General features: G+C 73.8%; 21 protein-coding genes and 1 riboswitch. Of the genes, 10 read left to right on the top strand and 11 right to left on the bottom strand.

Annotated elements, in window-relative coordinates:
- Window positions 1-26: 26 nt before the first annotated feature.
- A riboswitch (cobalamin riboswitch) is annotated at window positions 27-169 on the bottom strand.
- A 158-nt stretch (window positions 170-327) separates the two neighbouring features.
- The 3 genes from Srubr_RS06790 to Srubr_RS06780 all read right to left on the bottom strand — a co-directional run bounded on the left by Srubr_RS06790 (window position 328) and on the right by Srubr_RS06780 (window position 2,745).
- Window positions 328-549, bottom strand: coding sequence for a hypothetical protein (locus tag Srubr_RS06790; RefSeq protein WP_189998096.1), 222 nt, complete (start codon window positions 547-549; stop codon window positions 328-330).
- Window positions 550-583: 34 nt separating this feature from the next.
- Window positions 584-1,867, bottom strand: a complete 1,284-nt coding sequence (locus tag Srubr_RS06785) for an inorganic phosphate transporter (RefSeq protein ID WP_189998095.1) — start codon at window positions 1,865-1,867, stop codon at window positions 584-586.
- 143 nt (window positions 1,868-2,010) lie between these two features.
- On the bottom strand, window positions 2,011-2,745 hold the full coding sequence (locus Srubr_RS06780; protein WP_189998094.1) for a lysozyme: 735 nt from the start codon (window positions 2,743-2,745) through the stop codon (window positions 2,011-2,013).
- 217 nt (window positions 2,746-2,962) lie between these two features.
- Here Srubr_RS06780 and Srubr_RS06775 point away from each other — a divergent pair, with 217 nt between their 5' ends.
- From Srubr_RS06775 to Srubr_RS06765, 3 genes are all read left to right on the top strand, one after another.
- The gene (locus tag Srubr_RS06775) at window positions 2,963-3,784 is read left to right on the top strand and encodes a class II aldolase/adducin family protein (RefSeq protein ID WP_229926900.1); all 822 of its coding nucleotides are present in this window, start codon (window positions 2,963-2,965) and stop codon (window positions 3,782-3,784) included.
- A gap of 678 nt (window positions 3,785-4,462) precedes the next feature.
- Window positions 4,463-5,590 (top strand): alpha/beta hydrolase, encoded by a 1,128-nt coding sequence (locus Srubr_RS06770; RefSeq protein ID WP_189998093.1) that lies wholly within the window; start codon window positions 4,463-4,465, stop codon window positions 5,588-5,590.
- A gap of 193 nt (window positions 5,591-5,783) precedes the next feature.
- On the top strand, window positions 5,784-7,202 hold the full coding sequence (locus Srubr_RS06765) for a hypothetical protein (RefSeq protein WP_189998092.1): 1,419 nt from the start codon (window positions 5,784-5,786) through the stop codon (window positions 7,200-7,202).
- A 16-nt stretch (window positions 7,203-7,218) separates the two neighbouring features.
- Here Srubr_RS06765 and Srubr_RS06760 read toward each other — a convergent pair whose 3' ends face one another.
- Window positions 7,219-7,638: a VOC family protein gene (locus Srubr_RS06760; protein WP_189998091.1), complete on the bottom strand. Its 420-nt coding sequence runs from the start codon at window positions 7,636-7,638 to the stop codon at window positions 7,219-7,221.
- A gap of 638 nt (window positions 7,639-8,276) precedes the next feature.
- On the opposite strand from Srubr_RS06760, the gene abc-f reads away from it, so the two are divergent.
- The 3 genes from abc-f to Srubr_RS06745 all read left to right on the top strand — a co-directional run bounded on the left by abc-f (window position 8,277) and on the right by Srubr_RS06745 (window position 11,353).
- On the top strand, window positions 8,277-9,875 hold the full coding sequence (gene abc-f, locus Srubr_RS06755) for a ribosomal protection-like ABC-F family protein (RefSeq protein WP_189998090.1): 1,599 nt from the start codon (window positions 8,277-8,279) through the stop codon (window positions 9,873-9,875).
- A 335-nt stretch (window positions 9,876-10,210) separates the two neighbouring features.
- A complete protein-coding gene (locus Srubr_RS06750; protein ID WP_004002281.1) occupies window positions 10,211-10,432 on the top strand; it encodes a helix-turn-helix domain-containing protein in 222 nt (73 codons plus the stop codon).
- A gap of 117 nt (window positions 10,433-10,549) precedes the next feature.
- On the top strand, window positions 10,550-11,353 hold the full coding sequence (locus tag Srubr_RS06745; protein ID WP_189998089.1) for an enoyl-CoA hydratase/isomerase family protein: 804 nt from the start codon (window positions 10,550-10,552) through the stop codon (window positions 11,351-11,353).
- Between the two features lie 111 nt (window positions 11,354-11,464).
- On the opposite strand, the gene Srubr_RS06740 is transcribed toward Srubr_RS06745, so the two are convergent.
- From Srubr_RS06740 to Srubr_RS06720, 5 genes are all read right to left on the bottom strand, one after another.
- Window positions 11,465-12,220: an SDR family oxidoreductase gene (locus Srubr_RS06740; protein WP_189998088.1), complete on the bottom strand. Its 756-nt coding sequence runs from the start codon at window positions 12,218-12,220 to the stop codon at window positions 11,465-11,467.
- A gap of 4 nt (window positions 12,221-12,224) precedes the next feature.
- Window positions 12,225-14,009, bottom strand: a complete 1,785-nt coding sequence (locus Srubr_RS06735) for a glycoside hydrolase family 15 protein (RefSeq protein ID WP_189998087.1) — start codon at window positions 14,007-14,009, stop codon at window positions 12,225-12,227.
- A 156-nt stretch (window positions 14,010-14,165) separates the two neighbouring features.
- The gene (locus Srubr_RS06730) at window positions 14,166-14,966 is read right to left on the bottom strand and encodes an SURF1 family cytochrome oxidase biogenesis protein (protein WP_189998086.1); all 801 of its coding nucleotides are present in this window, start codon (window positions 14,964-14,966) and stop codon (window positions 14,166-14,168) included.
- 49 nt (window positions 14,967-15,015) lie between these two features.
- A complete protein-coding gene (locus tag Srubr_RS06725) occupies window positions 15,016-15,249 on the bottom strand; it encodes a hypothetical protein (protein ID WP_078637757.1) in 234 nt (77 codons plus the stop codon).
- 103 nt (window positions 15,250-15,352) lie between these two features.
- Window positions 15,353-16,336, bottom strand: coding sequence for a DEDDh family exonuclease (locus Srubr_RS06720; RefSeq protein ID WP_189998085.1), 984 nt, complete (start codon window positions 16,334-16,336; stop codon window positions 15,353-15,355).
- Between the two features lie 410 nt (window positions 16,337-16,746).
- Between Srubr_RS06720 and Srubr_RS06715 the strand changes: the two genes are divergently transcribed.
- Window positions 16,747-17,550: an acetoacetate decarboxylase family protein gene (locus Srubr_RS06715; protein WP_189998084.1), complete on the top strand. Its 804-nt coding sequence runs from the start codon at window positions 16,747-16,749 to the stop codon at window positions 17,548-17,550.
- A 328-nt stretch (window positions 17,551-17,878) separates the two neighbouring features.
- Window positions 17,879-18,589, top strand: a complete 711-nt coding sequence (locus tag Srubr_RS06710) for a VIT1/CCC1 transporter family protein (protein ID WP_189998083.1) — start codon at window positions 17,879-17,881, stop codon at window positions 18,587-18,589.
- A gap of 233 nt (window positions 18,590-18,822) precedes the next feature.
- Here Srubr_RS06710 and Srubr_RS06705 read toward each other — a convergent pair whose 3' ends face one another.
- Window positions 18,823-20,220: a CoA transferase gene (locus Srubr_RS06705; protein WP_189998082.1), complete on the bottom strand. Its 1,398-nt coding sequence runs from the start codon at window positions 20,218-20,220 to the stop codon at window positions 18,823-18,825.
- Between the two features lie 68 nt (window positions 20,221-20,288).
- Window positions 20,289-21,812 carry a S8 family peptidase gene (locus Srubr_RS06700; protein ID WP_189998081.1) on the bottom strand — a complete coding sequence of 508 codons (1,524 nt, stop codon included), beginning with the start codon at window positions 21,810-21,812 and terminating at the stop codon, window positions 20,289-20,291.
- Window positions 21,813-22,097: 285 nt separating this feature from the next.
- On the opposite strand from Srubr_RS06700, the gene Srubr_RS06695 reads away from it, so the two are divergent.
- Together Srubr_RS06695 and Srubr_RS06690 are read left to right on the top strand one after the other, a co-directional pair.
- A complete protein-coding gene (locus Srubr_RS06695) occupies window positions 22,098-22,454 on the top strand; it encodes a DUF485 domain-containing protein (RefSeq protein ID WP_189998080.1) in 357 nt (118 codons plus the stop codon).
- Window positions 22,451-24,076 (top strand): solute symporter family protein, encoded by a 1,626-nt coding sequence (locus Srubr_RS06690; RefSeq protein ID WP_189998079.1) that lies wholly within the window; start codon window positions 22,451-22,453, stop codon window positions 24,074-24,076. The genes Srubr_RS06695 and Srubr_RS06690 overlap by 4 nt, the downstream gene beginning before the upstream one ends.
- The last annotated feature ends 162 nt before the right edge of the window (window positions 24,077-24,238 follow it).

Here is a 24,238-nt window from a genome sequence, read left to right as displayed (position 1 = left end):
TCCTCACTCAGGGTGTCCACGCCCTGGTTCGACGGATTCCGGCGGCGAGAGTTCCTGGCTCCCGGGGAGTTCTTCCCCGGTGACAGTGGCGGGACCGCGCCGGATTCGCACCGGCTTCCTCTGCTGCCGCCGTACATGGCCTGGGCAGTCCACCACGTGCCCGGAAGGGCCGTCAACTTGCCTTTGACCTGGGATGCCCGACTGTGCTGAGGCCCACATCGCCGGGGCGCCGGGCGGGTCTTCGGGGCCGCCGGGACATGCGTCCGCCCCGCCGGGTCCGGCGGGTGGGCCGGTCGGCGGGGCGGAGGCGGGATCGGGGGCCTGCGGTCAGGCCACGATCAGGTAGATGCCGTAGGCCACGGCCGCCGCGCAGGCGGCGAAGCAGGCGTAGGCGCCGGTGACGGCGAGCGCGGCGGAGCCGCCCTGGGCCGTGGTCCGCTCGCGGCGGGACAGTCCGTTGATGCCGAGGGTGAACAGGGCCACCAGGCCCACCGTGAACACGACGCTGACGCCCAGCACGGAGCCGAGGGCCGCCCAGTCGATCTTCATGCGGATTGCTTCCTTCAGTAACCGTGCGGGCGGGTCAGACCGTGGCGGCCGGCGGGGCGGCGGGGGCCGGTTCGGCGGCCGGGGCGGGGATCGTGGCCGTCAGGCCGGCGGTCCTCAGGTCGGCGGTGGCCGGGGCCGTCAGGCTGTCGGCGAGCGGCCCGGCGGGCGGCGGGGTGACCGCGGCGATGGCGGTGGTGACGACACCGGCCGGCTCGCCGGTCTCCTCGACCACGTTGGTGTGGTCCACGACCTCGCGGCGGGAGATCTTCCAGATGGCGGCGCTCGCGGCGACCAGGAAGACGGCGACGGCGGCGGTGCCCCAGTCACCGAGGTCGGTGACGGACTCGGCGCCCGCGCCGACCAGCGCGGCGGCCGGCAGGGTGAGCACCCAGGCGACGGCCATGCGGGTCGCGGTGGACCAGCGGACCACGCCGCCCTTGCGGCCGAGGCCCGCGCCCATCACCGAGCCGGAGACGACGTGGGTGGTGGAGAGGGAGAAGCCGAGGTGGGAGGAGGCCAGGATGGCGGTCGCGGCGCCGGTCTGGGCGGCGAAGCCCTGGCGCGGCTCCAGGTCGGTCAGGCCCTTGCCCATGGTGCGGATGATGCGCCAGCCGCCGATGTAGGTGCCGAGCGCGATGGCCAGGCCGGCGGAGAGGATCACCCAGGTGGGAGGGTTGGCGCCGGGGGCGAGGGAGCCGCCCGCGATCAGCGCGAGGGTGATGATGCCCATCGTCTTCTGGGCGTCATTGGTGCCGTGCGCGAGCGAGACCAGGCCGGCGGAGGCGATCTGGCCGACGCGGTAGCCCTTGCGGGTCGCCTCGGTGTCGCCGGTGCCGCCGACGCGGTAGGAGAGCCGGGTGGCCAGGAACGAGGCGAGGCCCGCCACGACCGGCGCGGCGACGGCGGGGAGCAGCACCTTGGTGACCAGGACGCCGCCGTGGACGCCGTCGAAGCCGGCGGAGGCGACGGTGGCGCCGACCAGGCCGCCCATCAGGGCGTGCGAGGAACTGGACGGCAGGCCCACCAGCCAGGTCAGCAGGTTCCAGAGGATCGCGCCGACCAGGGCGGCGAAGATGACCTCGGGCCGGATGCCGGTCTCGTCGACGAGACCCTTGGAGATCGTGTTCGCGACCTCCACGGAGAGGAAGGCGCCCGCGAGGTTGAGGACGGCGGACATGGTCACCGCGATCTTGGGCTTCAGGGCGCCTGTGGAGATGGTGGTGGCCATCGCGTTCGCGGTGTCGTGGAAACCGTTCGTGAAATCGAACGCGAGAGCGGTTACCACCACAATCGCGAGGATCAGCGAGAAGCTTTCCATTTACCCAGGCAATCGTTCGAGGTCGTTGGCTGGATGAACGTAGGCAACCTGGGTGAACGGAAGATGAACTGGGGCGGGCACGGCGGTGTCGGCAATCCCATACCCGGGTTCTGTTCCGCCCCTCCAGGTCGGACACCCCTTGGCTACCGGCCCCGCGCGAAGATCCGCAGCCGGTCCAGGGTGCCGTTGAAGAGATCCTGGTCACCCGGCAGCGTGCCCTTCGTGCGGTACTGCCAGAACGTCCAGTACCGCCAGCCGCCGGGCAGCGCCCCGGGCTTCGCGGTGCCGTGCCGGGCGATCCACAGCGGGTGGTTCTTCGAGAACGCCCGGCTGTTGCCGGTGCACAGCTTCCACCACTGGGTCGTCGTGTAGATCACCGGGCGGCGGCCGGTTCTGCGCCGGGTCTCGTCGCTGAACGAACGGATCCAGGCGACCATGCGCTTCTTGCTCAGTCCGTAGCACTGGCGCGAGCCGTAGGGGTTGTACTCGATGTCGAGCGCGGGCGGCAGAGTCCAGCCGTCCCCCCGCCAGCCGCCGCCGTGCTTCACGAAGTACGCGGCCTGCTTGGCGCCGGAGGACCGGTCGGGGCGGGCGAAGTGATACGCGCCCCGGATCATGCCGGCCTTGCGGGCGCCGGAGTACTGCTCGGTGAAGTAGGGGTTGCGGTAGCCGGTGGACTCGGTCGCCTTGACGTAGACGAACCGCGCCCCCTTCTTCCGCGCGTCCGGCCATTTCACGTGCCGCTGGTACGACGACACGTCATGGCCCTTGGGCGGCTTGGCGGCGGCGGTCGCGGGACCGGTGAGGGCGAGGACCGCCGCCACGGCCGCCGCGAGGACGCTCGCGCGGCGGCGGGCAAGGGTGGGTACACGGGCCATGCGGTTCCCCCGGGGTGGCGGACGACGGGCGCGCCGGCCCTCGCGGGCGGCGGCGCTCGTGGAGTGGGCAGGAGTGAGTCATTCAAGGTCCGCCGATCACGGCACTCTGGGCGATTTCAGGCGTTTCACACCGAAATCCCCCCGTTCGGCCTCACGGTTTCCGCCCCGGATCCACCGGCCGCCGCTCCCCGTCCCCCCCGGCTGGCAGGATCACCGCATGGCTGAACCACGACGGAACGCGAAGGACGGGCGACCGGACGGACGACGGGATGGGCGACCGGACGGACGACGGGATGGGCGACCGGGCGAGCGGCAGGCCGAGGGGGAGGGCGTGCGCCGGGGCGCGGGGGAGGGCGCGGGGCCGGCCGTCGGGGTGGACGCGGGGGAGGACCCACGGCAGGACGTGACGCGGCTCTGGGCGGAGGTGGTCGCCACGGCGCGGCGGACCGTCGCCGACGGGCTGGTGGTCGGCACCTCCGGCAACGTCTCCGCCCGCCTCGGCGACCTCGTCCTGGTCACCCCCTCGGGCGTGCCCTACGACCGGCTCACCCCCGCCGACCTCACCGGCGTCGACCTCACCGGCCGCCAGGTGCTCGGCACCCTCGTGCCGACCAGCGAGCTGCCCATGCACCTCGCCGTCTACCGCGCCACCGACGCCCGCGCGGTCGTCCACACCCACGCCGTGCACGCCACCGCGGTCTCCACGCTCGTCCCCGAGCTGCCGCCGGTCCACTACATGGCCGCCGCCCTCGGCGGTCCCGTACGGGTCGCTCCCTACGCCCCCTACGGCACCGACGAGCTGGCCGGGAACATGCTCCGGGCTCTCGCCGGCCGCTCCGGCTGCCTGCTGCGCAACCACGGCACGGTCACCTACGGCGCCACCCTGGACCAGGCCTACGACCGCACCGCCCAGCTGGAGTGGATGTGCCGCCTGTGGCTGACCGCGTCGTCGGTGCCGGGCCTGACCCCGTCCCTGCTCACCGAGGCACAAGTCGCGGAGGCCGGGGAACGTTTGAAGGGGTACGGCCAACGGAGGTGACCCCTTTTGCCGAACAACAGCCCGCCCCGCACCCCGCCCGACCGGTCCCGCCCGGGCCCACCGGCCTCACTGCACGGCACCTCGCCGACCGCGCGCGCCGCGTATGACAGGGCCCTGCCGACCGCACGCGCCGCGTACGCCCGAGTCCTACCGATCGCGCGCGCCGTGTACGACCGAACCGTGCCGACCGCACTGGCCCTGCTCCGCCGGCTCCGGCCGGCCGGGCTCGCCGTGCGGCCGGGGTGCCGGCCGTCGGCGGCCTCGCCTTGGCCCCGGCAGCCGATGACGGTCATGGCCATGGCGACGTCCGGCACCCCGGCCGCGCACGACCGGGCCCGGCCGGCCCCGCTCGCCGCGCTCCGCCGCACCCTCGCGGACCGGCCCGCCCCGGCCCGCCGCGACGACCCTTGGCCCCGGCACGCCGGTACGTGGCTCCGGCCCCGGCACATTGCCGCCCGGCCGCGCCGCGCCGGCACGTCGCCCTGGCCCTGGCGCGTACGCACCCCACCCCGGCGCGACGGCACCCCGCCCACGCCCCCGCGCCCGGCCCTCCCACCCTCCGCACCCCGCCCCGCTTCCGTCCCAGCCCCCTCACCCCGCCCCTCTCCCGTCCCAGCGCCCTCACCCCGCCCGGCGCTTCGGCTGGCCGCCGCCCGGCGCCGCCGTGACACTGGATCCGTGCGCACCGTCTCAGCGACCGCCGGCGCGGTCACCGCCTTCCTGGCCGCCGGCACGGCTTCCGTGGTCGTCGGCCGGCTCGCCAGCGACGCCGCGTTGAAGGTGTCCGCGGGCCGCCCGCTGCCGACCGAGCCCCGGCTCACCGTGCACGGCGCGGCCGCCGACCGGATCACGCTCACTCGCGACCTGGCCAGTCTGCGCCCCGGCGTCTACGGTCTCGCCGGCGACGGCTCGCACGCGGTCGTCGGCCCCGTCGTGGAGGGGACCCCGCACGCCGCCGACACCGTCGTACGGCGCCTGGAACGCGTCACCCACGGCACCTTCACGGCCGGCGACGCGGCCTGGCTCACCCCCAACCTGTACGTCGGCAACCCCCGCACCGCCCTCGGCCTGGACCACACCGACGTCGACGTGCCCGGCGAACTCGGTGCCCTGCCCGCCTGGTTCGTGCCCGGCGGCCGGGACACCTGGGTGATCGCCGTACACGGCCTCGGCACCACCCGGGAGCACGCCCTGAACGTCATGGGCTTCCTGCACGCCCGCCGGCTGCCCGTCCTCGCCCTCGCCTACCGCGGCGACCCCGGCGCCCCCCGCCCGCCGGACCGGCTGAACCACCTCGGCGAGACGGAGTGGCGGGACGTCGAGGCGGCCATCCGGTACGCCGTCCGCCACGGCGCCCGCCGCGTCGTCCTCCTGGGCTGGTCCACCGGCGCCGCCATGGCCCTGCGCGCCGCCGAGCACTCCCAGGTCCGCGACCGCGTCGCCGGGCTCGTCCTGGACTCCCCGGTCCTCAGCTGGCCGGCCACGCTGCGCGCGCTGGCCCGGGCCCGGCACACCCCGGAGCCGCTGCTGCCGCTCGCGGTGCGGGCCGCGCAGGGCCGGGCCGGACTGCACCCCGACGGGCTCGCCGAGCCGGGCGGCCCGGACCGGCTCCAGGTGCCCACCCTGCTCGTGCACGGCCCGGACGACCGGGTCGCGCCCTGGGAGTACTCCCGCCGGCTCGCCCGGCGCCGGCCCGGCCTCGTCACCCTGCACACCGTCCCGGACGCCCCGCACGCGGCGATGTGGAACGCGGACCCCGAGGAGTACGAGGAACGGCTGCGCAGGTTCCTCACCCCGCTGCTGTGACCCCGGGCGCCGGGACCCGCGAGGGCCGGTGCCCGGCATTCCGGTTACGGCCGTGGGACCGATCCGGACACCGTCGTACGACTGGCTCGATCCTGTCCCTCCCACCGCCCCGCGCCCCGTGCCCTGCCCGGCCCCGGTGCCCGCCCTGACATTCCGTTTGGGTTTTCGGACCGTCAACCGGAAGACTGCACCCGTGACGTCCCGTATCCCGCGCGACTCCAGGCTCCGACTCGTCCGACCTCGACCCCTGGCCGCCGCCCCCAGAGCTGTGAACCAGCGGCGTCCGCGCCGCCCGGCGCCCCGGCCGCCCGAGGGCACGCCCGCCCCCGCCGAACTGGCCGGAATGGCCCGTGCCGGTCTGGCCGGCGCGGTCCGCGTCGCCCGCTGGGCCGACACCGCCCTCGGCCCCGGCCGGCACGGCGCCACCGCCGACGGCAAGGCGACCCTCTCCGACGCCACCGCCGAACGCGCCGCCGCCGACCTGGGCCTGACCGTCGCCCAGGTCCGCGCCGACTGGGACACCGCCCGCCTCGCCGGACTCGTCGAGGTGCACGGCGACAGCGCCCGGCCCGGCTGGCGGCTGCGCGCCTGGGACCGCGACGACAGCGCCGTACTGCGCGGCTGGGTCGCCCTCTTCGACGCCTGGTCGCTCGCCTCCCCCGAGCCCGCGGAGCACGAGCCGGCCGCCGTCGCCGAAGTCGTCTCGGCCATGCCCCAGGTGCTCTCCTTCCTCCAGCTCTCGGCCGGCCCGGTCCCGGTGGAGCAGCTGCTCGACCTGCTCCAGCAGCGGGTCACCGAACTGCGCACCGAACGCTGCGAGATCGCCTACGAACCCGGCACCGGACGGCCCGCCGGATCACCCGTCCCGGCCGCCGCCGCGCCCGCCGCCGACGCCCCGCTCGCCCCGCTGCTCGACTGGGCGCTGCGGGCCCTCGCCTCGGTCGGCGCCCTCACCTACGGCGGCGGCCAGGCCACCCTCACCCCGCTGGGCAGCTGGGCGGTGTGGGTCAAGCTGGAGCAGATCTGCGTGGCCGCGCAGAGCCCCGCCGGCAACATCGAGCAGTCCGCCGAGGACATGCTGCGCGGCTGTGCCCAGCTGCGCCCCAACGCGGCCCGCGCCGAGTACCGCGCCTGGCTCGCCGCCCGCCCCGTCGGCAGCGCCGTCACCGAGCTGATCGACGCCGCCCGCGGCGACGACGCGCTGCTGCGCGGGCTGGCCTTCGAGGCGCTGCGCGTCGTCGGCGCGCCCGCCGAGCCCGACGTACGGGCGGTGGTGCGGGAGCCGGCGCTGCGGCCGTACGCCCTGCTGTGGCTCGCCGAGCACGACGGGGTCGACCCGGAGGACGCCCACGAGGTGCTCACCCGGCAGGAGGCCACCTGGCTGTGGGTGGACACCGCCGCCGCGGTCGCCGACCACGGTGAGGCGCCGATGCTGGTGCGGCACCTGGAGTCCGCCGTGCAGCCCACCGTGCCCCAGCTGCTCGAAGAGGTCCGCGCGGTCGGCCACCCGCGCACCGTGCAGGTGCTGGTCGCGCTCGCCGCGGCGCACCCCGACCCGGCGCTGGCCAAGGCCGTGCGCCGGGCCGCGTTCCAGGTGCACACCGGGGGCTGAGCACCGCCGGGGCGGCTCAGACCACCCCGGTCTCCGGGGCGTACGTCCCGAAGCTCCAGATGTTCCCCCCGGCGTCCCGGGCCAGGTACTCCCGGGCACCGTAGTCCTGGTCCGCCGGGGGCATCAGGATCTCCACCCCGTGTGCCGCGGCCCGCTCGTGGTGGGTGTCCACGTCGTCCACCACGACGTACACCCCGGCGGGGCCCGCGTGCTCCAGGGCGGCGTCGAGGGGGCCGCCGCGGCCCTTGGAGCCGACCATCACCACGCCGCCGGCCTGGACCAGCTCGGCGTGCAGGACCGTGCCGTCCGCCGTCTCGTACACCGACAGCTCGGTGAAGCCCAGGCCCTCGGTGAGCTGCCTGATCGCCGCCTTCGCGTCCGTGTACAGCAGCGTGGGGCAGATGCCCGGCCGTCCGCCGCCGCCCGTGCCCGCCATGCCGACCACTCCTTCGCGCACCGATTCCGTCGTCCTCCGGCGGCCGTCGCACCGCACGCGTCTTCGCTTCCCACCGCACACAACACCCGAAACCGCCACATCCCGCCGGACACGGGCATTACCCGCCCGGGTGACTTCCCGGGTCCCCCCACGCCTGACTTCCCGGGTCCCCACGCCCCACCGGCCCGCCCCGCCCACCGGCTCCCGGGCGGCCACCCGGTGCGCCCGCACCCCCCGCGCCTTTTGGGCACCCCCCTCGCCCCTGGCCGCGTACCTCCGCCGGGCGCTCGGCGGCGCCCGCGTACCCGGACCGGACCTGGTGCCTCGGCGTGGGGCGCCGTCGTGGCCGGGGACGACACCGCGGTGGCGTCCCGCACCGGCGGTACGCGCGCGTGGGGCACCGCCCCGTCGTCGTGCCCCCCGCACACGGGAGGCGATCACGCTCCGGGACGACGGACTGCTCACCGCCGCCCCCTGGGCAAACTCCCGCCCACCCCGTGCCCGGTCACCGGGACGCAGGAAAACTGCTTGCACCGCCCCGTTAGACTGGGCCCCATGGCCATTCTCCTCGCGCATTAGACGGCGGGAACGTCCTCAGCCGCCCACCCGCCAATCCCTGTACGCCCTGGAGTCTGTCCGTGATCTCCGCCTCCGGTATCGAGCTGCGCGCCGGTGCGCGCGTCCTCATCGAGAACGCCACCTTCCGTGTCGCCAAGGGCGACCGCATCGGCCTCGTCGGCCGCAACGGCGCAGGCAAGACCACCCTCACCAAGTGCCTGGCCGGCGAGGGCATCCCGGCCGCCGGCACGATCACCCGCTCCGGCGAGGTCGGCTACCTCCCGCAGGACCCCCGCACCGGTGACCTCGACGTCCTCGCCCGCGACCGCATCCTGTCCGCGCGCGGCCTCGACGTGCTGATCCGCAAGATGCGGGAGAACGAGGAGCGCATCGCCAACGGCAAGGGCTCGACCCGCGAGAAGGCCCTGAAGCAGTACGAGCGCCAGGAGACGGAGTTCCTCACCAAGGGCGGGTACGCCGCCGAGGCCGAGGCCGCCACCATCGCCGCCGCGCTGAACCTGCCCGACCGGGTGCTCGGCCAGCCGCTGCACACCCTCTCCGGCGGTCAGCGCCGCCGTATCGAGCTGGCCCGGATCCTGTTCTCCGACGCCGACACCCTGCTGCTGGACGAGCCCACCAACCACCTCGACGCGGACTCGATCATCTGGCTGCGGGACTACCTGAAGTCCTACCGCGGCGGCTTCATCGTCATCTCCCACGACGTCGACCTCGTGGACACGGTCGTGAACAAGGTGTTCTACCTGGACGCCAACCGCTCCGCGATCGACATCTACAACATGGGTTGGAAGCTGTACCAGCAGCAGCGCGAGGCCGACGAGAAGCGCCGCAAGCGCGAACGCGCCAACGCCGAGAAGAAGGCCGCCGCGCTCAACGCCCAGGCCGACAAGATGCGCGCCAAGGCCACCAAGACGGTCGCCGCGCAGAACATGGCCCGCCGCGCCGAGAAGCTGCTCTCCGGCCTCGAGGACATCCGGATGTCCGACAAGGTCGCCAAGCTCCGCTTCCCGGAGCCCGCGCCCTGCGGCAAGACCCCGCTGATGGCCGAGGGCCTGTCGAAGTCGTACGGCTCGCTGGAGATCTTCACCGACGTCGACCTCGCCATCGACAAGGGCTCCCGGGTCGTCATCCTCGGCCTCAACGGCGCGGGCAAGACCACGCTGCTGCGCCTCCTCGCGGGCGTGGAGACGCCGGACACCGGCCGGGTCGTCCCCGGCCACGGCCTGAAGCTCGGCTACTACGCCCAGGAGCACGAGACCCTGGACCCCGACCGCACGGTCCTGGAGAACATGCGCTCGGCCGCCCCCGACATGGACCTGGTCGAGGTCCGCAAGGTGCTCGGCTCGTTCCTGTTCTCCGGCGACGACGTCGACAAGCCGGCCGGGGTCCTCTCCGGCGGCGAGAAGACCCGGCTCGCCCTCGCCACGCTGGTCGTCTCCTCGGCGAACGTGCTGCTCCTTGACGAGCCGACGAACAACCTGGACCCGGCCAGCCGCGAGGAGATCCTCGGCGCCCTGCGCACCTACAAGGGCGCGGTCGTCCTCGTCACCCACGACGAGGGCGCCGTCGAGGCGCTCCAGCCGGAGCGGATCATCCTGCTCCCGGACGGCGTCGAGGACCTGTGGGGTTCCGACTACGCGGATCTCGTCACCCTGGCGTGATCGACGGGCCGGATGCGTCCCGCATGGATCATTCGGCCTATCCGTGATCCATCATCTGTGTGAGATCTCCTCGTATCGAGGTGTGTCATACACGGATTTCGCGGCCGACCCCCCAGTAGCCAGGGGTCGGCCGCTCGGCGTTCCTGACCTGGTACTTCGCGAATCCACCCGTACGGACCCCTGGACCCCACCCGTTGGAATCTCGTATTCCGGTTGTGGGGAACCCCTCCTGTCGTCACAACGATGTCTCACCGACCTTGCCGAATGGGTGGCCATCACGCCCAGGAGGGGTGATCATGAGGAGACCAGAGCGCACTTCCCATGAGGAGGCACGGGTGGCCGAGACTCTGAAGAAGGGCAGCCGGGTGACCGGCGCCGCGCGCGACAAGCTCGCGGCAGACCTGAAGAAGAAGTACGACTCCGGTGCGAGCATCCGGGCGCTGGCCGAAGAGACCGGCCGCTCGTATGGCTTCGTGCACCGGATGCTCAGCGAGTCGGGCGTCACGCTCCGTGGGCGTGGCGGAGCGACCCGGGGTAAGAAGGCCGCTTCGTCCTGACTCCGGGCGGCCCATCGGCTTCGATGGTGGCCACCCGGTCGGCGGACCGACCGGCCGGGTGGTTACTGTGCAGTCACTTAGCTCAGCTCTGCTGACCGCACCCATCGGAGGCACCCCATGGCTTCGCCCGACCAGGACCTCGCTCCCGCACTCGACAAGGACGGCGTACGGCTCACCGTCGAGGACGCCCTCGCCACGGTGACGCTGACCAACCCGGCCAAGCGCAACGCGCAGACCCCCGCCCTGTGGCGGGCGCTCGCCGAGGCCGGGCGGCTGCTGCCGGGCTCCGTCCGGGTGGTCGTGCTGCGCGGCGAGGGCCAGTCCTTCTCCGCCGGGCTGGACCGTCGCATGTTCACCCCGGAGGGGATTCCGGGCGAGCCGACCTTCGTCGACCTCGCGCGTCGCGACGACGCCGGGATCGACGCGACCATCGCCGAATACCAGGAGGCGTTCACCTGGTGGCGGCGCACCGACCTCGTGTCCATCGCCGCCGTCCAGGGCCATGCCATCGGGGCCGGCTTCCAGCTCGCGCTCGGCTGCGACCTCAGGGTCGTCGCCGACGACGTCCAGTTCGCCATGCGCGAGACCAGCCTCGGCCTCGTCCCCGACCTGACCGGCACCCACCCGCTGGTCGGCCTCGTCGGGTACGCCCGCGCGCTGGAGATCTGCGCGACCGGGCGGTTCGTCGGGGCCGAGGAGGCGGTGGCGAGCGGGCTGGCCAACCTCGCCGTGCCGGCTGCCGACCTGGACGCGACGGCACGGGACCTGGCGGCGGCGCTGCTGGCCGCGCCGCGCGACGCGGTGGTGGAGACCAAGGCGCTGCTGCGCGGTGCCCTCGACCGTACCTACGAGGAGCAGCGCACGGCCGAACGTGCCGCCCAGGCCCGCCGCCTGCGCGACTTGGCCGGCCTCGGCGAATAGCCGTCTCGGGGACTCATGCCGGGCTCCGGACCCGCCGGGCCATGCCCACGGCCCGGCGGGACGGCAGGGAGCGCACGGCGCGCACCGGCCCTGCCGAGGCGGGCGCCGCCGTCAGAACCCGTGCCGCATGCCGCCGTCGACCGGGACCATGACCCCGGTCAGGTACGACGCGGCCGGGGACAGCAAGAACGCGGCGGTCCGGCCGAACTCGTCGGGCCGGCCGTAGCGGCGCAGCGGAATCCGGGACGCGTTCGCCGTCCGGGTGGCCTCGGGGTCGGCGGACCGCGCGTCCAGCTCGCGCACGCGATCGGTGTCGATCCGGCCCGGCAGCAGCCCCACCACCCGGATGCCGCGCGGCCCCAGCTCGTCGGCGATCGACTTGGCGAACCCGGCGAGCCCCGGCCGCAGCCCGTTGGACACCGTCAGCCCCGGGATCGGCTCGTGCACAGAGCCGGACAGCACGAACCCGATGACCCCGCCCTCCGGCAGCTCGGCCGCCGCCGCGCGGGCCAGCCGTACCGCGCCGAGAAAGACCGACTCGAACGCGTCCCGCCACTGCTCGTCGGTGTTGTCGGCGACGAACCCGGGCGCCGGACCGCCCACGCTCACCAGCACCCCGTGGAAGCCCCCGAAGTTCTCCCGGGCCGCCGCGATCAGCCGCTCCGGGGCGCTCGGGTCGGCGTTGTCCACGGCCACGCCCACCGCGTTCGGGCCCAGGGCGGCGGCGGCCTCGGCGACCCGCTGCTCGTCCCGGCCGCTGACGACCACCTTCGCCCCGTCCGCGACGAGTTCCCGCGCGGTGGCGTTGCCCAGTCCCCGGGTGGCTCCGGTGACGACGTACACCCGGTCCTTCAGTCCAAGATCCATGGCCCTATCCTGCCCCGTCCTCCCCGAAGAGCGTGAGCGCCGTGTTCACCAGGCCGACATGGCTGAACGCCTGCGGGAAGTTGCCCAGCTGGCAGCCGTCGACGGGGTCGTACTCCTCGGCCAGCAGACCCACGTCGTTGCACAGGCCCACCAGCCGGTCGAACAGTTCGCGGGCCTCCTGGGATCGGCCCGTCATGTGCAGGGCGTCGGCCAGCCAGAAGGAGCAGGCGAGGAAGGCGCCCTCGCCGCCCGGCAGCCCGTCGATCACCGAGTCCTCGGTGTCGTAGCGGCGCAGGAAGCCGCGGTGCCCGAGGTCGTCGCGGATGGCGTCGACCGTGCCGACCACCCGGGGGTCGTCCGGCGGCAGGAAGCCCACGCGGGGGATGAGCAGCAGCGCGGCGTCCAGTTCCCGGGAGCCGTAGTACTGGGTGAAGGTGTTGCGTTCCTTGTCGTAGCCCTTCTCGCACACCTCCCGGTGGACCTCGTCGCGCAGCCGGCGCCAGTCCGCCAGGTCGCCGCTCAGCTCGTGGTGCCGCTCCAGCGTCTTGACGGCCCGGTCGGCGGCCACCCACACCATCACCTTGGAGTGCACGAACTGCCGCCGGCCGCCGCGCACCTCCCACAGGCCCTCGTCCGGCCGCCGCCACGCCGACCCCAGGAACCTCATCAGCGAGCGCTGCATGGCCCACATGTGCGGCTTGGTGGGCAGGCCCGAGGCGCGGGCCAGCGACAGGGAGTCCATCACCTCGCCGTACACGTCCAGCTGGAGCTGGTCGACGGCGTCGTTGCCGGTGCGCACGGGGGCGGAGCCGGCGAAGCCGGGCAGCCAGGGCAGTTCCGTCTCCCGCAGCCGTCGCTCGCCGGCCACGCCGTACATGATCTGCAGATCGGCCGGGTTGCCGGCCACCGCGCGCAGCAGCCAGTCCCGCCAGGCCTCGGCCTCCTCCTGGTAGCCGGCGGTGAGCAGCGCGCCGAGGGTGAGGGTGGAGTCGCGCAGCCAGCAGTAGCGGTAGTCCCAGTTGCGCACGCCGCCCGGCTTCTCGGGCAGCGAGGTGGTCGGCGCGGCGACGATCCCGCCGGTCGGGGCGTAGGTGAGGGCCTTGAGGGTGATGAGGGAACGCACCACCGCCTCCCGGTACGGCCCGTCGTAGCGGCACCGCCCGGCCCAGCACCGCCAGTCGGCGACGCTGCTCTCCAGCGCCTCGTACGGGTCGATGAGCGGCGGGCGTTTCTCGTGCGAGGGGTGCCAGGTGAGCACGAACGCGACCCGCTCGCCCGCGGCGACGGTGAACTCCGAGTGGGTGCCGTACTCCTCGCCCCAGGTGGGTACGGCCGGCTCGGCGCGCAGCCAGGCGGAGTCCGGCCCGGCGATGGCCACCCGGTGGCCGTCCGCGCGGCGCACCCACGGTGTGATCGAGCCGTAGTCGAAGCGCAGGCGCAGCGTGCTGCGGACGGTGACCCGGCCGCTGAGGCCCTCCACGATCCGTACGACGTCGGGGGCGCGCTCGCGCTGCGGCATCAGGTCGGTGACGCGTACCGCTCCGTCCGCGGTCTCCCACTCGGTGTCCAGGACGAGGGTGTCGGGCCGGTAGGCGCGGCGGGTGCAGCGGTCCGCCCCCTCGGGCGCGATCCGCCAGTGGCCGTGGTCCTCGTCGCCCAGCAGCCGGGCGAAGCAGGCGCCGGAGTCGAAGCGCGGCAGGCACAGCCAGTCGATCGAGCCGTCCTTGCCGACCAGGGCCGCGGTCTGCTCGTCCCCGATGAGGGCGTAGTCCTCGATGCGCGCGTTCACGGGATGCGGTTTCCCGGCGGACCGGAGGGCCAACCAGGCGGTCGGCCGGGGGAGTGAGCCGGCCACCGGGGCGGGGACGGAGCCGGCCGGTCGCCGGACAGGGCCGCGGAGAGGGGGCGTGCCGCTGCGGGTGCCGTGTGCGGGACGGGGCCGGGATCAGACCGACGCCGGTTCCGCCTCCTCGGTTCGCCGCTCCGCCGCGGCGGCCTCCTCCCGGTCCCGCAGCTCGCGCCGGACCAGGAACCACCAGCCGACCGGGACGGCCGCCGCGAACAGCCACCACTGGATCATGTACGCGTAGTTCAGCGGGGCGTCCTCGTTGCCCGGGTCGGAGATCTGCTCCGGGGAACCGTCCTTCGCCTGCGGCGCGATCTGCTGGATGTAGCCGCCGAGCACCCGGGCGCCCAGCCGCCGCGCCTCCTCCTCGCTGTTGATCAGCATGATCTGCCGGTCGGGCAGGCCCTTGACGTTCTTGATGCCGCTCGCGGCGGTCGTCTCGTCGGACATCAGCCGTCCGGTGACGGTGATCCGCCCGGCCGGCGGCGCGGGCACCTCGGGGAAGTCGGTCTGCGCGCCGTTCGCGGGAATCCAGCCCCGGTTGACGAGCAGCACCTTTCCGTCGTCCAGGACGAAGGGCGTGAGGACGTGGAAGCCGACCTTGCCGTCCGAGTTGGTACGGCGGCGGACCACGACCTCCTTGGCGGTGTCGAAGGTGCCGGTCGCGGTGACCGTGCGGTACTTCTCGGCGCGGGTCACCGTGTGTCCGGGGGAGGTGAGCCGCTCCACCGGGACCGGGTCGGCGCGCAGCGCGGCGGAGACCAGGTCGTTGCGCGCGGTGCGCTGCTCGTAGCGGTGCTGCTGCCAGAAGCCCAGCCGGATCATCGTAGGGATCAGCGCGATCGCGACGAGCGTGAGGATCACCCACTGGCGGGACAGCAGGAAGCGGTAGCGGTGCACCCCACGACGGTACCTCCGCGCCGTGGGGTGCGTTCAGGCGGGTACCGGGTCAGACCCGGTCGACGATGCCGGCCCTCCCCTCGGCCCGGGCGCAGTGCGCGCCGCAGAACCAGTGGCCCTCCACCTCCACGCCCTGGCCGATGATCTGCACCCGGCAGTGTTCGCAGATCGGGGCCATGCGGTGGATCGCACAGGAGAAGCAGTCGAATACATGCACGGCGCCTTGTGCGTGCACTTCGAAGGTCATTCCGTAGTCATTGCCGCAAACTTCGCATGTCGCCATGCGCCACAGGGTGAGCCGTCGCCGATCCCCCGGCGAGCCGGTACCGGGTGAGTCGTGGGGCAATCACCCGTTCGTACGATGATCCGCGCGGGGGTGCTCGTGGCTACTCGTCGGCCGGCTCCACGTCCCGCAGCAGCTGGCCGAACGCGGCCTCGTCCACGATCGGCGTGCCGAACTGCCGGGCCTTGACCGTCTTGGACGTGCCCGAGTCGGGGTCGTTCGTCACCAACAGGCTGGTCAGCCGGGAGATGCTGGTGGCCACGTGCAGCCCGGCCTCCGTGGCGCGGTCCTCCAGCAGCTCGCGCTCCGTCGAGGTGTCACCCGAGAAGGCGACCCGCATGCCCTGTTTGAGCCTTTTGCCGTCTTCGTAGCGTCCTGGGTTGGGATAAGGGCATGCGGGCCTTTTGCGGGAGGGGCGCCAACTCGCCGCCCGATAGCCGCCGTAGCCGCCCGTCGCCTGCCGGGGCACCGGCCGGTCCGACCACTCCGTCAGCGGCCGGCACTCCAGCAGCGGCAGCCGCACCCCGCCCGCCGCCGCGGCCCGCAGGCTGGGCCGGAACGCCTCCGCCAGCACGCGCGCGTCGTCCAGCGCGTGGTGCGCCCGCTGCTGTACCACCCCGAAGTGCGCCGCCAGCGACTCCAGCTTGAAGTTGGGCAGCGGCAGCCCCAGCTCCTTCGACAGCGCGATGGTGCACAGCCGTTGCCGCACCGGCGCCTCGCGCCGCACGCGCGCGTACTCCCGCGCGATCATCTGCCAGTCGAAGACCGCGTTGTGCGCGACCAGCACCCGGCCGTCCAGCCGGGCCGCGAACTCCTCGGCGACCTCCGCGAACAGCGGCGCGCCGGCGAGCATCTCGCTCGTCAGACCGTGTATCCACACGGGACCCGGATCGCGCTCCGGGTTGACCAGCGTGTACCAGTGGTCCTCGACCTCGCCGCGCGCGTCCAGCCGGTACACGGCCGCCGAGATGATCCGGTCGTCCCGGGCCAGTCCGGTGGTCTCCACGTCAACGACCGCGTATCCCTTCGGATACGCGGCCGGCCACGGGGTGGCGGAGGGCGCTGCGGTCGCACGGTCTTCGAGCATGGTCACTGAGGATACGGGCCGCCACTGACAACACCGTCCCCCAGGTCCGGCACCCGAGCCCCCGGCCCGACCGCCCGCCCGCTTCCCCCACGCACGCGCGCGTGCCGGCATCGGCGTCGCCCCGCACCCGCCGACCGGCGCCCGCTTCCCGCACGCGCGCGTCCCCTCGCCTGGCTCCGGTGGGGGCGCCTGGCGATTCGGCCCGCTCCCCGCACGCGCGCGTGCCCCCGCCTGAATCCGGCCCTCGCACTGACTCAGGAGGCCCGCTCCCCGCACGCGCGCGTGCCCCTGTCCGGCTCGCCGTGACAGCCAACTCCCCTCGCCGCGCGCCTGTTTACCCGGCCCCGGGACTGCTGTAACTGTGTTACAGGTGACGGCGCGTCAGGTGTCCCGACGAAGGGCGGTACGGTATGGCACGCGTACGGTACGGCGCGCGGACCGAGCGGGAGAACGCCGCCACGCGCACCGCGGGCGCACGGCTCTCCGGCCTGTGGTCCACCGGGGTGGTGGCCGTCTGGGAGACCGACCCGGACGCGGTCGCGGCGGTCCTGCCGCGCCCGCTGAAGCCCACCGCACGGCCGCTGGTGCGGGCCGCCATCAGCAGGGCCGACCTGCGCGGACAGCCGCTCGGCGCGGGTTCCTTCGCGGTCGCGGCGGCCCACGGCCCGGTCCGCGGCTGGTACCCGCTCGTGATGCCGATGACCCGGGAGCGGGACCTGTCCGGCGGGCGCGAGGTGTTCGGGGAGCCCAAGAAGCTCGGCGCGGTCACCGTCGAGCGGGACGGGCTCGTCGTCCGCGCGTCGATGGCCCGGCACGGCATCGCCTTCGTGGAGGTGCGCGGCGCGGTGAGCGGCCCGCTGCCGCTGCCCGGCCCCGTCCGCCGGACCGACTTCTGCTTCAAGTTCCTGCCCGCGGTGAACGGCCGGGGCTTCGACGGCGACCCCCTGCTCGTGCACTGCGTACGCGACGAGAAGGTGCGCCGGCTGGAACGGGTCACCGGAGACGTCGTCCTGCGCGAGTCGGTGTACGACCCCGTCGCCGACTTCCCGGTCCTGCGCCTGGTGGAGATCACCATCGGGGAGAAGACCGGCGACCAGCGCGGCCGGGTGGTCGAACGTGTCGACCCGCGCGCCCTGCTGCCCTTCCTGCACCAGCGCTACGACGAGCCGTTCCAGGCCCTCGACGCGCCGCCAGCCGCGACCGGGGGCCGCTGACGGACCTCCGGGCGGGACGGGCCGCCGTCGTCACCGGGGCGGCGAGCGGGACCGGGCTCGCGATGGCCCGGCGGTTCCGCAGCGGCGACCACCCGCACGCCGGGGGCACCCAGCCCTGCGCCCGCGAGGCCCTCCGGGGCGCCTGCGCCGGCGAACCGCGCACGGAGGTCGCCGAGCCCCTGGAGCGACCACCGCCCGACGTGACCGGCCCAGTGTGCGCACGGGGGCGTCGGTTCGCGTGTGGTGACGGAGGGACGGCGGAGCTGGTACGGCGGCGGGGGAGCGTCGGTGCGGTGGCCCGGAGTCTCGCGGTGGGATCCTCCCTGCTGTGACGGAACCCACCCACGACGAGGCCCACGGCGGCGCCCTCGGCTCCCGGCTGAACTGGCTGCGGGCCGCCGTGCTGGGCGCGAACGACGGCATCGTCTCCACCGCCGGCCTGGTCGTCGGCGTGGCCGGCGCCACCGAGAGCCGCTCCGCCCTGCTCACCGCCGGACTGGCCGGCCTGCTCGCCGGCTCGATGTCCATGGCGGCCGGCGAATACGTCTCCGTCTCCACCCAGCGCGACTCCGAGATGGCCGCGCTGGCCGTGGAGCGACGGGAGTTGCGCGACCAGCCGGAGGCCGAACTGCGGGAGCTGACCGACCTGCTGGCCTCGCGCGGCCTGTCCCGGGAGGTGGCCCGCGAGGCCGCCGAACAGCTCACCGCGCGGGACGCGCTGAGGGCCCACGCGCGCGTGGAGCTGGGCATCGACCCCGACGAGCTGACCAACCCCTGGCACGCGGCCTGGGCGAGCTTCCTGGCCTTCACCGTCGGCGCGTTGCTCCCGCTGCTGGCCATCGTGCTGCCCCCGGCCGGCGCGCGGCTCCCCGTCACCGTGTGCTGCGTCCTCGCCGCCCTGGTCCTCACCGGCTGGAGCAGCGCCCGGCTCGGCGCGGCCGACCCCCGGCGCGCGATCCCGCGCAACGTGGCCGGCGGGGCACTGGCGATGGCGGTGACCTACGCGGCGGGCAGCCTGCTGGGGGCGGCCGGGGTGTGAGCGCGGCGGGAGCCTGGCCGCGCCGACCGCCGCGGGCACGACGTACCGTGCGGTGCGCCCGTCACCCGAGAGCGCACCGCCCTGAAGGCACTGGTCACCCACGACTGTTGACCGTGTCGACCGGTGACCGTGACTACACCGAGCGACCGCATCGACCGTTGAGCGCGTCGACCGTTGAGCGCGTCGATCCTTGACGGCGTCATCATTGATCACATCACCGTTGACCGCGTCCGTCACCCGCGGGCGACCGTGGCGGCGGTCCAGCAGGCCGGGGACGAGCCCCACGGCACCGGGGGCCGGGCCCAGTCGGCGGGGCCGCCCGTGAAGGACACGGCCGGGCGGGCGTACCGCAGCCGGCCGAGCGCGCCGCCGGTCTCCGCCAGCCAGGCGTCCGGGCCCGGGTACGGCTCCCCGCCGGCCGGTTCCGGGCGGATGCCGGAGGTCAGCCAGTGCGCGGTCCGGGCCAGCGCGAGCCGCACCAGCCGGCTCCCGCCGTCGTACGACTGCTCGGTCAGCTCCCGCAGCACGGCCGCCGCCAGCAGATAGCCGGTGCCGTGGTCCAGGGCCTGCGCGGGCAGCGCGCCGGGTTCACCGGCCGTGCCCTCGGTGACCGCGATGCCGGTGGCGACCTGCACCAGGCTGTCGAAGCCGCGCCGCCCGTGCCAGGGCCCGTACGCGCCCCAGGCCGACACCTGCGCCACGACCAGGCCGGGGTGACGCGCGCTCAGCGCCTCGGGGCAGAGCCCGAACCGGTCCAGGGCGCCCGGCCGGTAGCCGGTCACCACGACGTCCGCCGTGCTCAGCAGGTCCTCCAGGACATCCCGGTCGGCGCCGAGGTCCAGCGTGGCGGACCGCTTGCCGAAGCCCGTGTCGGCGTGCTGGTCCGGCAGTTCCGGCAGCCAGGGGGCGTCCAGGCGCAGCACGTCCGCGCCGAGCAGGGCGAGGGTGCGGGTGGCGACCGGGCCGGCCAGGACCCGGGTCAGGTCCAGGACGCGCAGTCCGGCGGCGGGCAGGACGGCGGCGGCGTCCGGGTCGAGCGGCGGGAACTTGCGCGGGGGCGCCGTGTCCAGCCGCTCGCGCTCGACCAGCGGGCGCGCGGCGACCTCGGCCGCCTGCTCGTGGGCCCGCCACCGCTCCGGCGTGCGCAGGGCCACGGCGAGACCGCCCGCGCCGCCGACGGTCTCCTCCACCTCCACGGCCGCGCGCCCGGCGAGCAGCCCGGCGACCCGCTCCGCCGGGGCGTCCTCGGGCAGCCCCAGCGCGCCGAGCAGCCGGGCCCGGTGGTGCGGGTAGTTGGCGTGCGTGCGCACCCAGCCGTCGGCCGTCCGCCAGAACCGGGACAGGGGCGCGAAGGAGACCGGCGCCCGGCCGTCCACCCGCAGCAGCCGCTCGCTGTGGAAGGCCGCCGCCACCGCGCCGTCGTCGACCCGGACGTCCGGGACCTCGGCGAGCCCGGCCCGGCGGGCCGCCAGCTCCGCCGCGGCCAGCCCGCAGGCGCCGACGCACGCCCGGGCCAGCTCCCGCACGGGAAGGCGCGCCGTGAGCACGCCCTCCCGCGGGACGGCGGTGAGCCGGGAGAGCCGGGCGGGATCGCCGCCCAGCGCGGACCACGCGTACATGAGTGCAGTCATGACTGCACTATGCATTATTGATTCAATCAATATGCTGCGTGGAGCCCACAGGTACCTCCGGGCGGCGTCTACCTGGTCACCGCGGCCAGCGCGTCCGCCACGCCCCAGCCGTAGAAGCCGTTGCGGTTCTTCGTCCCCTCGCACACCGCGTCCACCTTGCCGTCACCGTCGATGTCGTACGGGTCGGTGCAGGGCGTGGCGGTGGCCTCCGCGTACAGCAGCGCCTTCACGGCGGCCGCCGGGGCGTGCGGGTGGGTTGACTTGATCAATGCGGCGACACCGGCGACGTGCGGGGTCGCCATGGACGTTCCGGCCATGTAGCCCCACTTGCCGCCCGGCAGCGTGCCCAGGATGAGGCCGCTGGTCGCCGGGGCCTGCGGCGGCTGGTAGTAGTCGCCGCCGGGCGCGGCGATGTCGGCCACGCCGAGACCGTAGTTGGAGAAGGACGACTTCAGCCCCTTGGCGCCGGTCGCCGCGGTCGTGACGACACCCGGCAGCTGGGTCGGTATGTCAAAGCACTCGTGCGGGTCGATCACCCGGTCCGACGGGGTGCCGTCGTTCGGCGAGTCCTCGTCGGTGATCGCGTGGGACGCGAGGTCGTAGTTCTCGTTGCCCGCCGCCGCGACGTTGACCGTGCCCTTGCCCTCCGCGTAGCGCGTGGCCCGGGTGATGGCGTCCACGAGCGCCTTCTGGTCCGGGTCGGTGGTGCAGTTGAAGTACCACGGGTCGGTGTAATAGCTGTTGTTGGTCACGTCGACGTGGTGTTCGGCCGCCCATACGAAGCCGCAGACCACGGCCTCGGTGTAGAAGTAGCCGCCCGGGGTGGACACCTTGATGCCGGCGACCTTCACCCCCGGCGCCACGCCCGTCATCCCCACGCCGTTCTTCGCCGCCGCGATCTCACCGGCCACGTGCGTGCCGTGCGGGCTCTCCGAGGCGCCCGGCCGCCAGGCGCCGTCCGTCGTGTCCGGCTTGCCCGACACGCAGTTGACGGAGGCCGCCCGGTCGAAGTTGGGCGCGATGTCCGGGTGGGTGTCGTCGACGCCCGTGTCGATGACGGCGACCGTGACGTCCGGGCTGCCCAGGGTCTTCTCGTGCGCCTTGTCCGCCTTGATGGCCGGCAGGTCCCACTGGAGGGGCTCCAGCGGGTCCTGGCCGGCGGCGGCCCGGACACCGGCGGCCTCCGCCGCGCTCAGCGCCTTCGGCGTGCCCACGTCGGTGGTGGACTGGGCGGGCAGCGGCGCGTTGCGCGTGGCCCCCGCCGAGGCGACACCGCGCACGGCACGGACCGCCTGGGCGAACCCGGGGTTCGCCGAGTGCGCCACGATCACCCCGATCCGGTCGTAACTCGCCACGACTGTACCGCCGTTGCGGGCGATCTCCCGCCGCACCGACTCGATCGTGGAACGGTCCGTCCGCGTGTTCACCACGTACGACAGGGTGGGGCCGTCCGCCGCCCGCTCCGCCGTCGCCGCCGGGGCCGTCGGGGCCGCCGCGGAGGCCGCCGACGGCAGGAAGCCGAGCGTGGCGGTCAGCGACAGCACGGCCGGTACGGCGAGCGCCAGTCGGCGTCTGGAGCACAGATGAGCCATGGGATCTCCACATCATCCGGATACGGAACCGCCCGGAACACGGTGACGGTCCGGGCAGGTACATGACGAGACGGTGCTGGGCCGAAGCTATCCCCCGGCGCTGATCCCCGAAAGGCCCAGGGGGACTTGAACCGCTCCCCGGGCGGCGCCGTGACCGTGGACGGGAGGGCCGAAAGGTCAGGCCCCCTACGGGAATCACCCGATGGAGTCGAGTGATGACTCCTTGTAATGTGGTCCCGTCCCTGTGAGATGAACAAGCGCACGTCCGTGACGCGAGGAGACTCCGTGGCTACCGAGACACCGCCACCCGCGCAGACCCCGACCCGCCTTCCCTCCGCCGAGGAGTTCACCGAGGTGCAGCAGAGCGCGGAGTTCGGTGAACTGCGCCGCGCCCACCGCTCCTTCGCCTTCCCCCTGACGATCGCCTTCGCCGCCTGGTACCTGCTGTACGTCCTGCTGTCCAACTACGCGGGCGACTTCATGGGCATCAAGGTGGCCGGCCACATCAACGTCGCCCTCGTCCTGGGCCTCGCCCAGTTCCTCACCACGTTCCTGATCGCCTGGTGGTACGCCCGCCGCGCCGCCACCCGGCTCGACCCCCGGGCCGAGGCCATCAAGTCCCGGATGGAGGGCGGAGCATGAGCGCCGTACCGCACACGCTGCTGGCCGCCGGCGAGGCGAGCGAGCACCGGACGCTGATCATCACCCTGTTCGCGGTGTTCGTCGTCGCGACCCTCGTCATCACCGTCTGGGCGGGCCGGCAGACCAAGGACGCCGCCGACTTCTACGCGGGCGGACGGCAGTTCACCGGCTTCCAGAACGGCCTCGCCGTCTCCGGTGACTACATGTCCGCCGCGTCCTTCCTCGGCATCGCCGGCGCCATCGCCCTCTTCGGCTACGACGGCTTCCTGTACTCCATCGGCTTCCTCGTCGCCTGGCTCGTCGCCCTCCTGCTGGTCGCCGAACCGCTGCGCAACTCGGGCCGCTACACGATGGGCGACGTACTCGCCTACCGCATGCGCCAGCGCCCCGTGCGCACCGCGGCCGGCACCTCCACCATCGTCGTGTCGATCTTCTACCTGCTGGCCCAGATGGCCGGCGCCGGCGTGCTGGTCTCCCTGCTCCTCGGCATCACCAGCGACGGCGGCAAGATCGGCATCGTCGCCCTGGTCGGCCTGCTGATGATCGTGTACGTCACCATCGGCGGCATGAAGGGCACCACCTGGGTCCAGATGGTCAAGGCGGTGCTGCTCATCGCCGGCGCCGTGCTGCTGACCTTCCTCGTCCTGCTGAAGTTCGACTTCAACATCTCCGAACTGCTCGGCAGGGCCGCCGACAACAGCGGCAAGGGCAGCGCCTTCCTGGAGCCCGGCCTGCGGTACGGCGCCACCGGCACCAGCAAGCTGGACTTCCTCTCCCTCGGCATCGCCCTGGTCCTGGGCACGGCCGGCCTGCCGCACATCCTGATCCGCTTCTACACCGTCCCCACCGCCAAGGCCGCCCGCAAGTCCGTCCTGTGGGCCATCGGCCTGATCGGTGTCTTCTACCTGATGACCCTCGCCCTCGGCTTCGGCGCCGCCGCGCTGATCAAACCGGGCGAGATCATCGCCTCCAACAAGGCGGGCAACACGGCCGCCCCGCTGCTCGCGCTGCACCTGGGCGGTGTGGACTCCAACTGGGGAGCCATCCTGCTCGCCACCATCTCCGCGGTCGCCTTCGCCACGATCCTCGCGGTCGTCGCCGGCCTCACCCTGGCCTCGTCGTCCTCGTTCGCGCACGACATCTACGCCAACGTCCTCAAGAAGGGCCGGGCCACCGAGCAGCAGGAGGTGCGCGCGGCCCGCTGGGCGACCGTCGGCATCGGCGCGGTCTCCATCGTCCTCGGCGCCCTGGCCCGCGATCTGAACGTGGCCGGGCTGGTCGCCCTCGCCTTCGCGGTCGCCGCCTCCGCCAACCTGCCGACCATCCTCTACAGCCTGTTCTGGAAGCGGTTCACCACCGCCGGCGCCCTGTGGTCGATCTACGGCGGCCTGGTCACCGCGGTCGGCCTGGTGCTGTTCTCCCCGGTGGTCTCCGGCAAGCCGACCTCGATGTTCCCCGGCGTCGACTTCCACTGGTTCCCCCTGGAGAACCCCGGCCTCATCTCCATCCCGGTCGGCTTCCTGCTCGGCGTGGTGGGCACCCTGCTGTCGAAGGAGACCCCGGACGCCGCGAAGTACGCGGAACTGGAGGTGCGGTCCCTGACCGGCACCGGAGCCCACTGACGCGGCATGCGGGACGACCGCGTCGGCCGGGACTGTACGGTCCTACGACGCGGTCGCGCCGTACCTCGTGGGATCGGGCCGCTGTCGATGTCAGCGGGGTCACGTACGCTCGCAGGTGACGGACGGGGCATCCGCGACCGAGAATGGGTGACCGGGAGAGGG

Source organism: Streptomyces rubradiris, from assembly GCF_016860525.1.
Lineage (GTDB): Bacteria > Actinomycetota > Actinomycetes > Streptomycetales > Streptomycetaceae > Streptomyces > Streptomyces rubradiris.
The sequence above is the reverse complement of the archived record's forward strand: the minus strand, read 5'-3'. Positions and strand labels throughout refer to the sequence as shown.

What these genes read in the sequence shown, in the direction of transcription:
- Srubr_RS06690 (WP_189998079.1), top strand. Translation starts at nt 22,451, where the DNA reads ATGAGCGCCGTACCGCACACGCTGCTGGCCGCCGGCGAGGCGAGCGAG.
- Srubr_RS06760 (WP_189998091.1), bottom strand. Translation starts at nt 7,638, where the DNA reads ATGGCGGGCACGGGCGGCGGCGGACGGCCGGGCATCTGCCCCACGCTG.
- Srubr_RS06740 (WP_189998088.1), bottom strand. Translation starts at nt 12,220, where the DNA reads ATGGATCTTGGACTGAAGGACCGGGTGTACGTCGTCACCGGAGCCACC.
- Srubr_RS06745 (WP_189998089.1), top strand. Translation starts at nt 10,550, where the DNA reads ATGGCTTCGCCCGACCAGGACCTCGCTCCCGCACTCGACAAGGACGGC.
- Srubr_RS06780 (WP_189998094.1), bottom strand. Translation starts at nt 2,745, where the DNA reads ATGGCCCGTGTACCCACCCTTGCCCGCCGCCGCGCGAGCGTCCTCGCG.
- Srubr_RS06725 (WP_078637757.1), bottom strand. Translation starts at nt 15,249, where the DNA reads ATGGCGACATGCGAAGTTTGCGGCAATGACTACGGAATGACCTTCGAA.
- Srubr_RS06705 (WP_189998082.1), bottom strand. Translation starts at nt 20,220, where the DNA reads ATGACTGCACTCATGTACGCGTGGTCCGCGCTGGGCGGCGATCCCGCC.
- Srubr_RS06785 (WP_189998095.1), bottom strand. Translation starts at nt 1,867, where the DNA reads ATGGAAAGCTTCTCGCTGATCCTCGCGATTGTGGTGGTAACCGCTCTC.
- Srubr_RS06700 (WP_189998081.1), bottom strand. Translation starts at nt 21,812, where the DNA reads ATGGCTCATCTGTGCTCCAGACGCCGACTGGCGCTCGCCGTACCGGCC.
- Srubr_RS06715 (WP_189998084.1), top strand. Translation starts at nt 16,747, where the DNA reads ATGGCACGCGTACGGTACGGCGCGCGGACCGAGCGGGAGAACGCCGCC.
- Srubr_RS06720 (WP_189998085.1), bottom strand. Translation starts at nt 16,336, where the DNA reads ATGCTCGAAGACCGTGCGACCGCAGCGCCCTCCGCCACCCCGTGGCCG.
- Srubr_RS06790 (WP_189998096.1), bottom strand. Translation starts at nt 549, where the DNA reads ATGAAGATCGACTGGGCGGCCCTCGGCTCCGTGCTGGGCGTCAGCGTC.
- Srubr_RS06775 (WP_229926900.1), top strand. Translation starts at nt 2,963, where the DNA reads ATGGCTGAACCACGACGGAACGCGAAGGACGGGCGACCGGACGGACGA.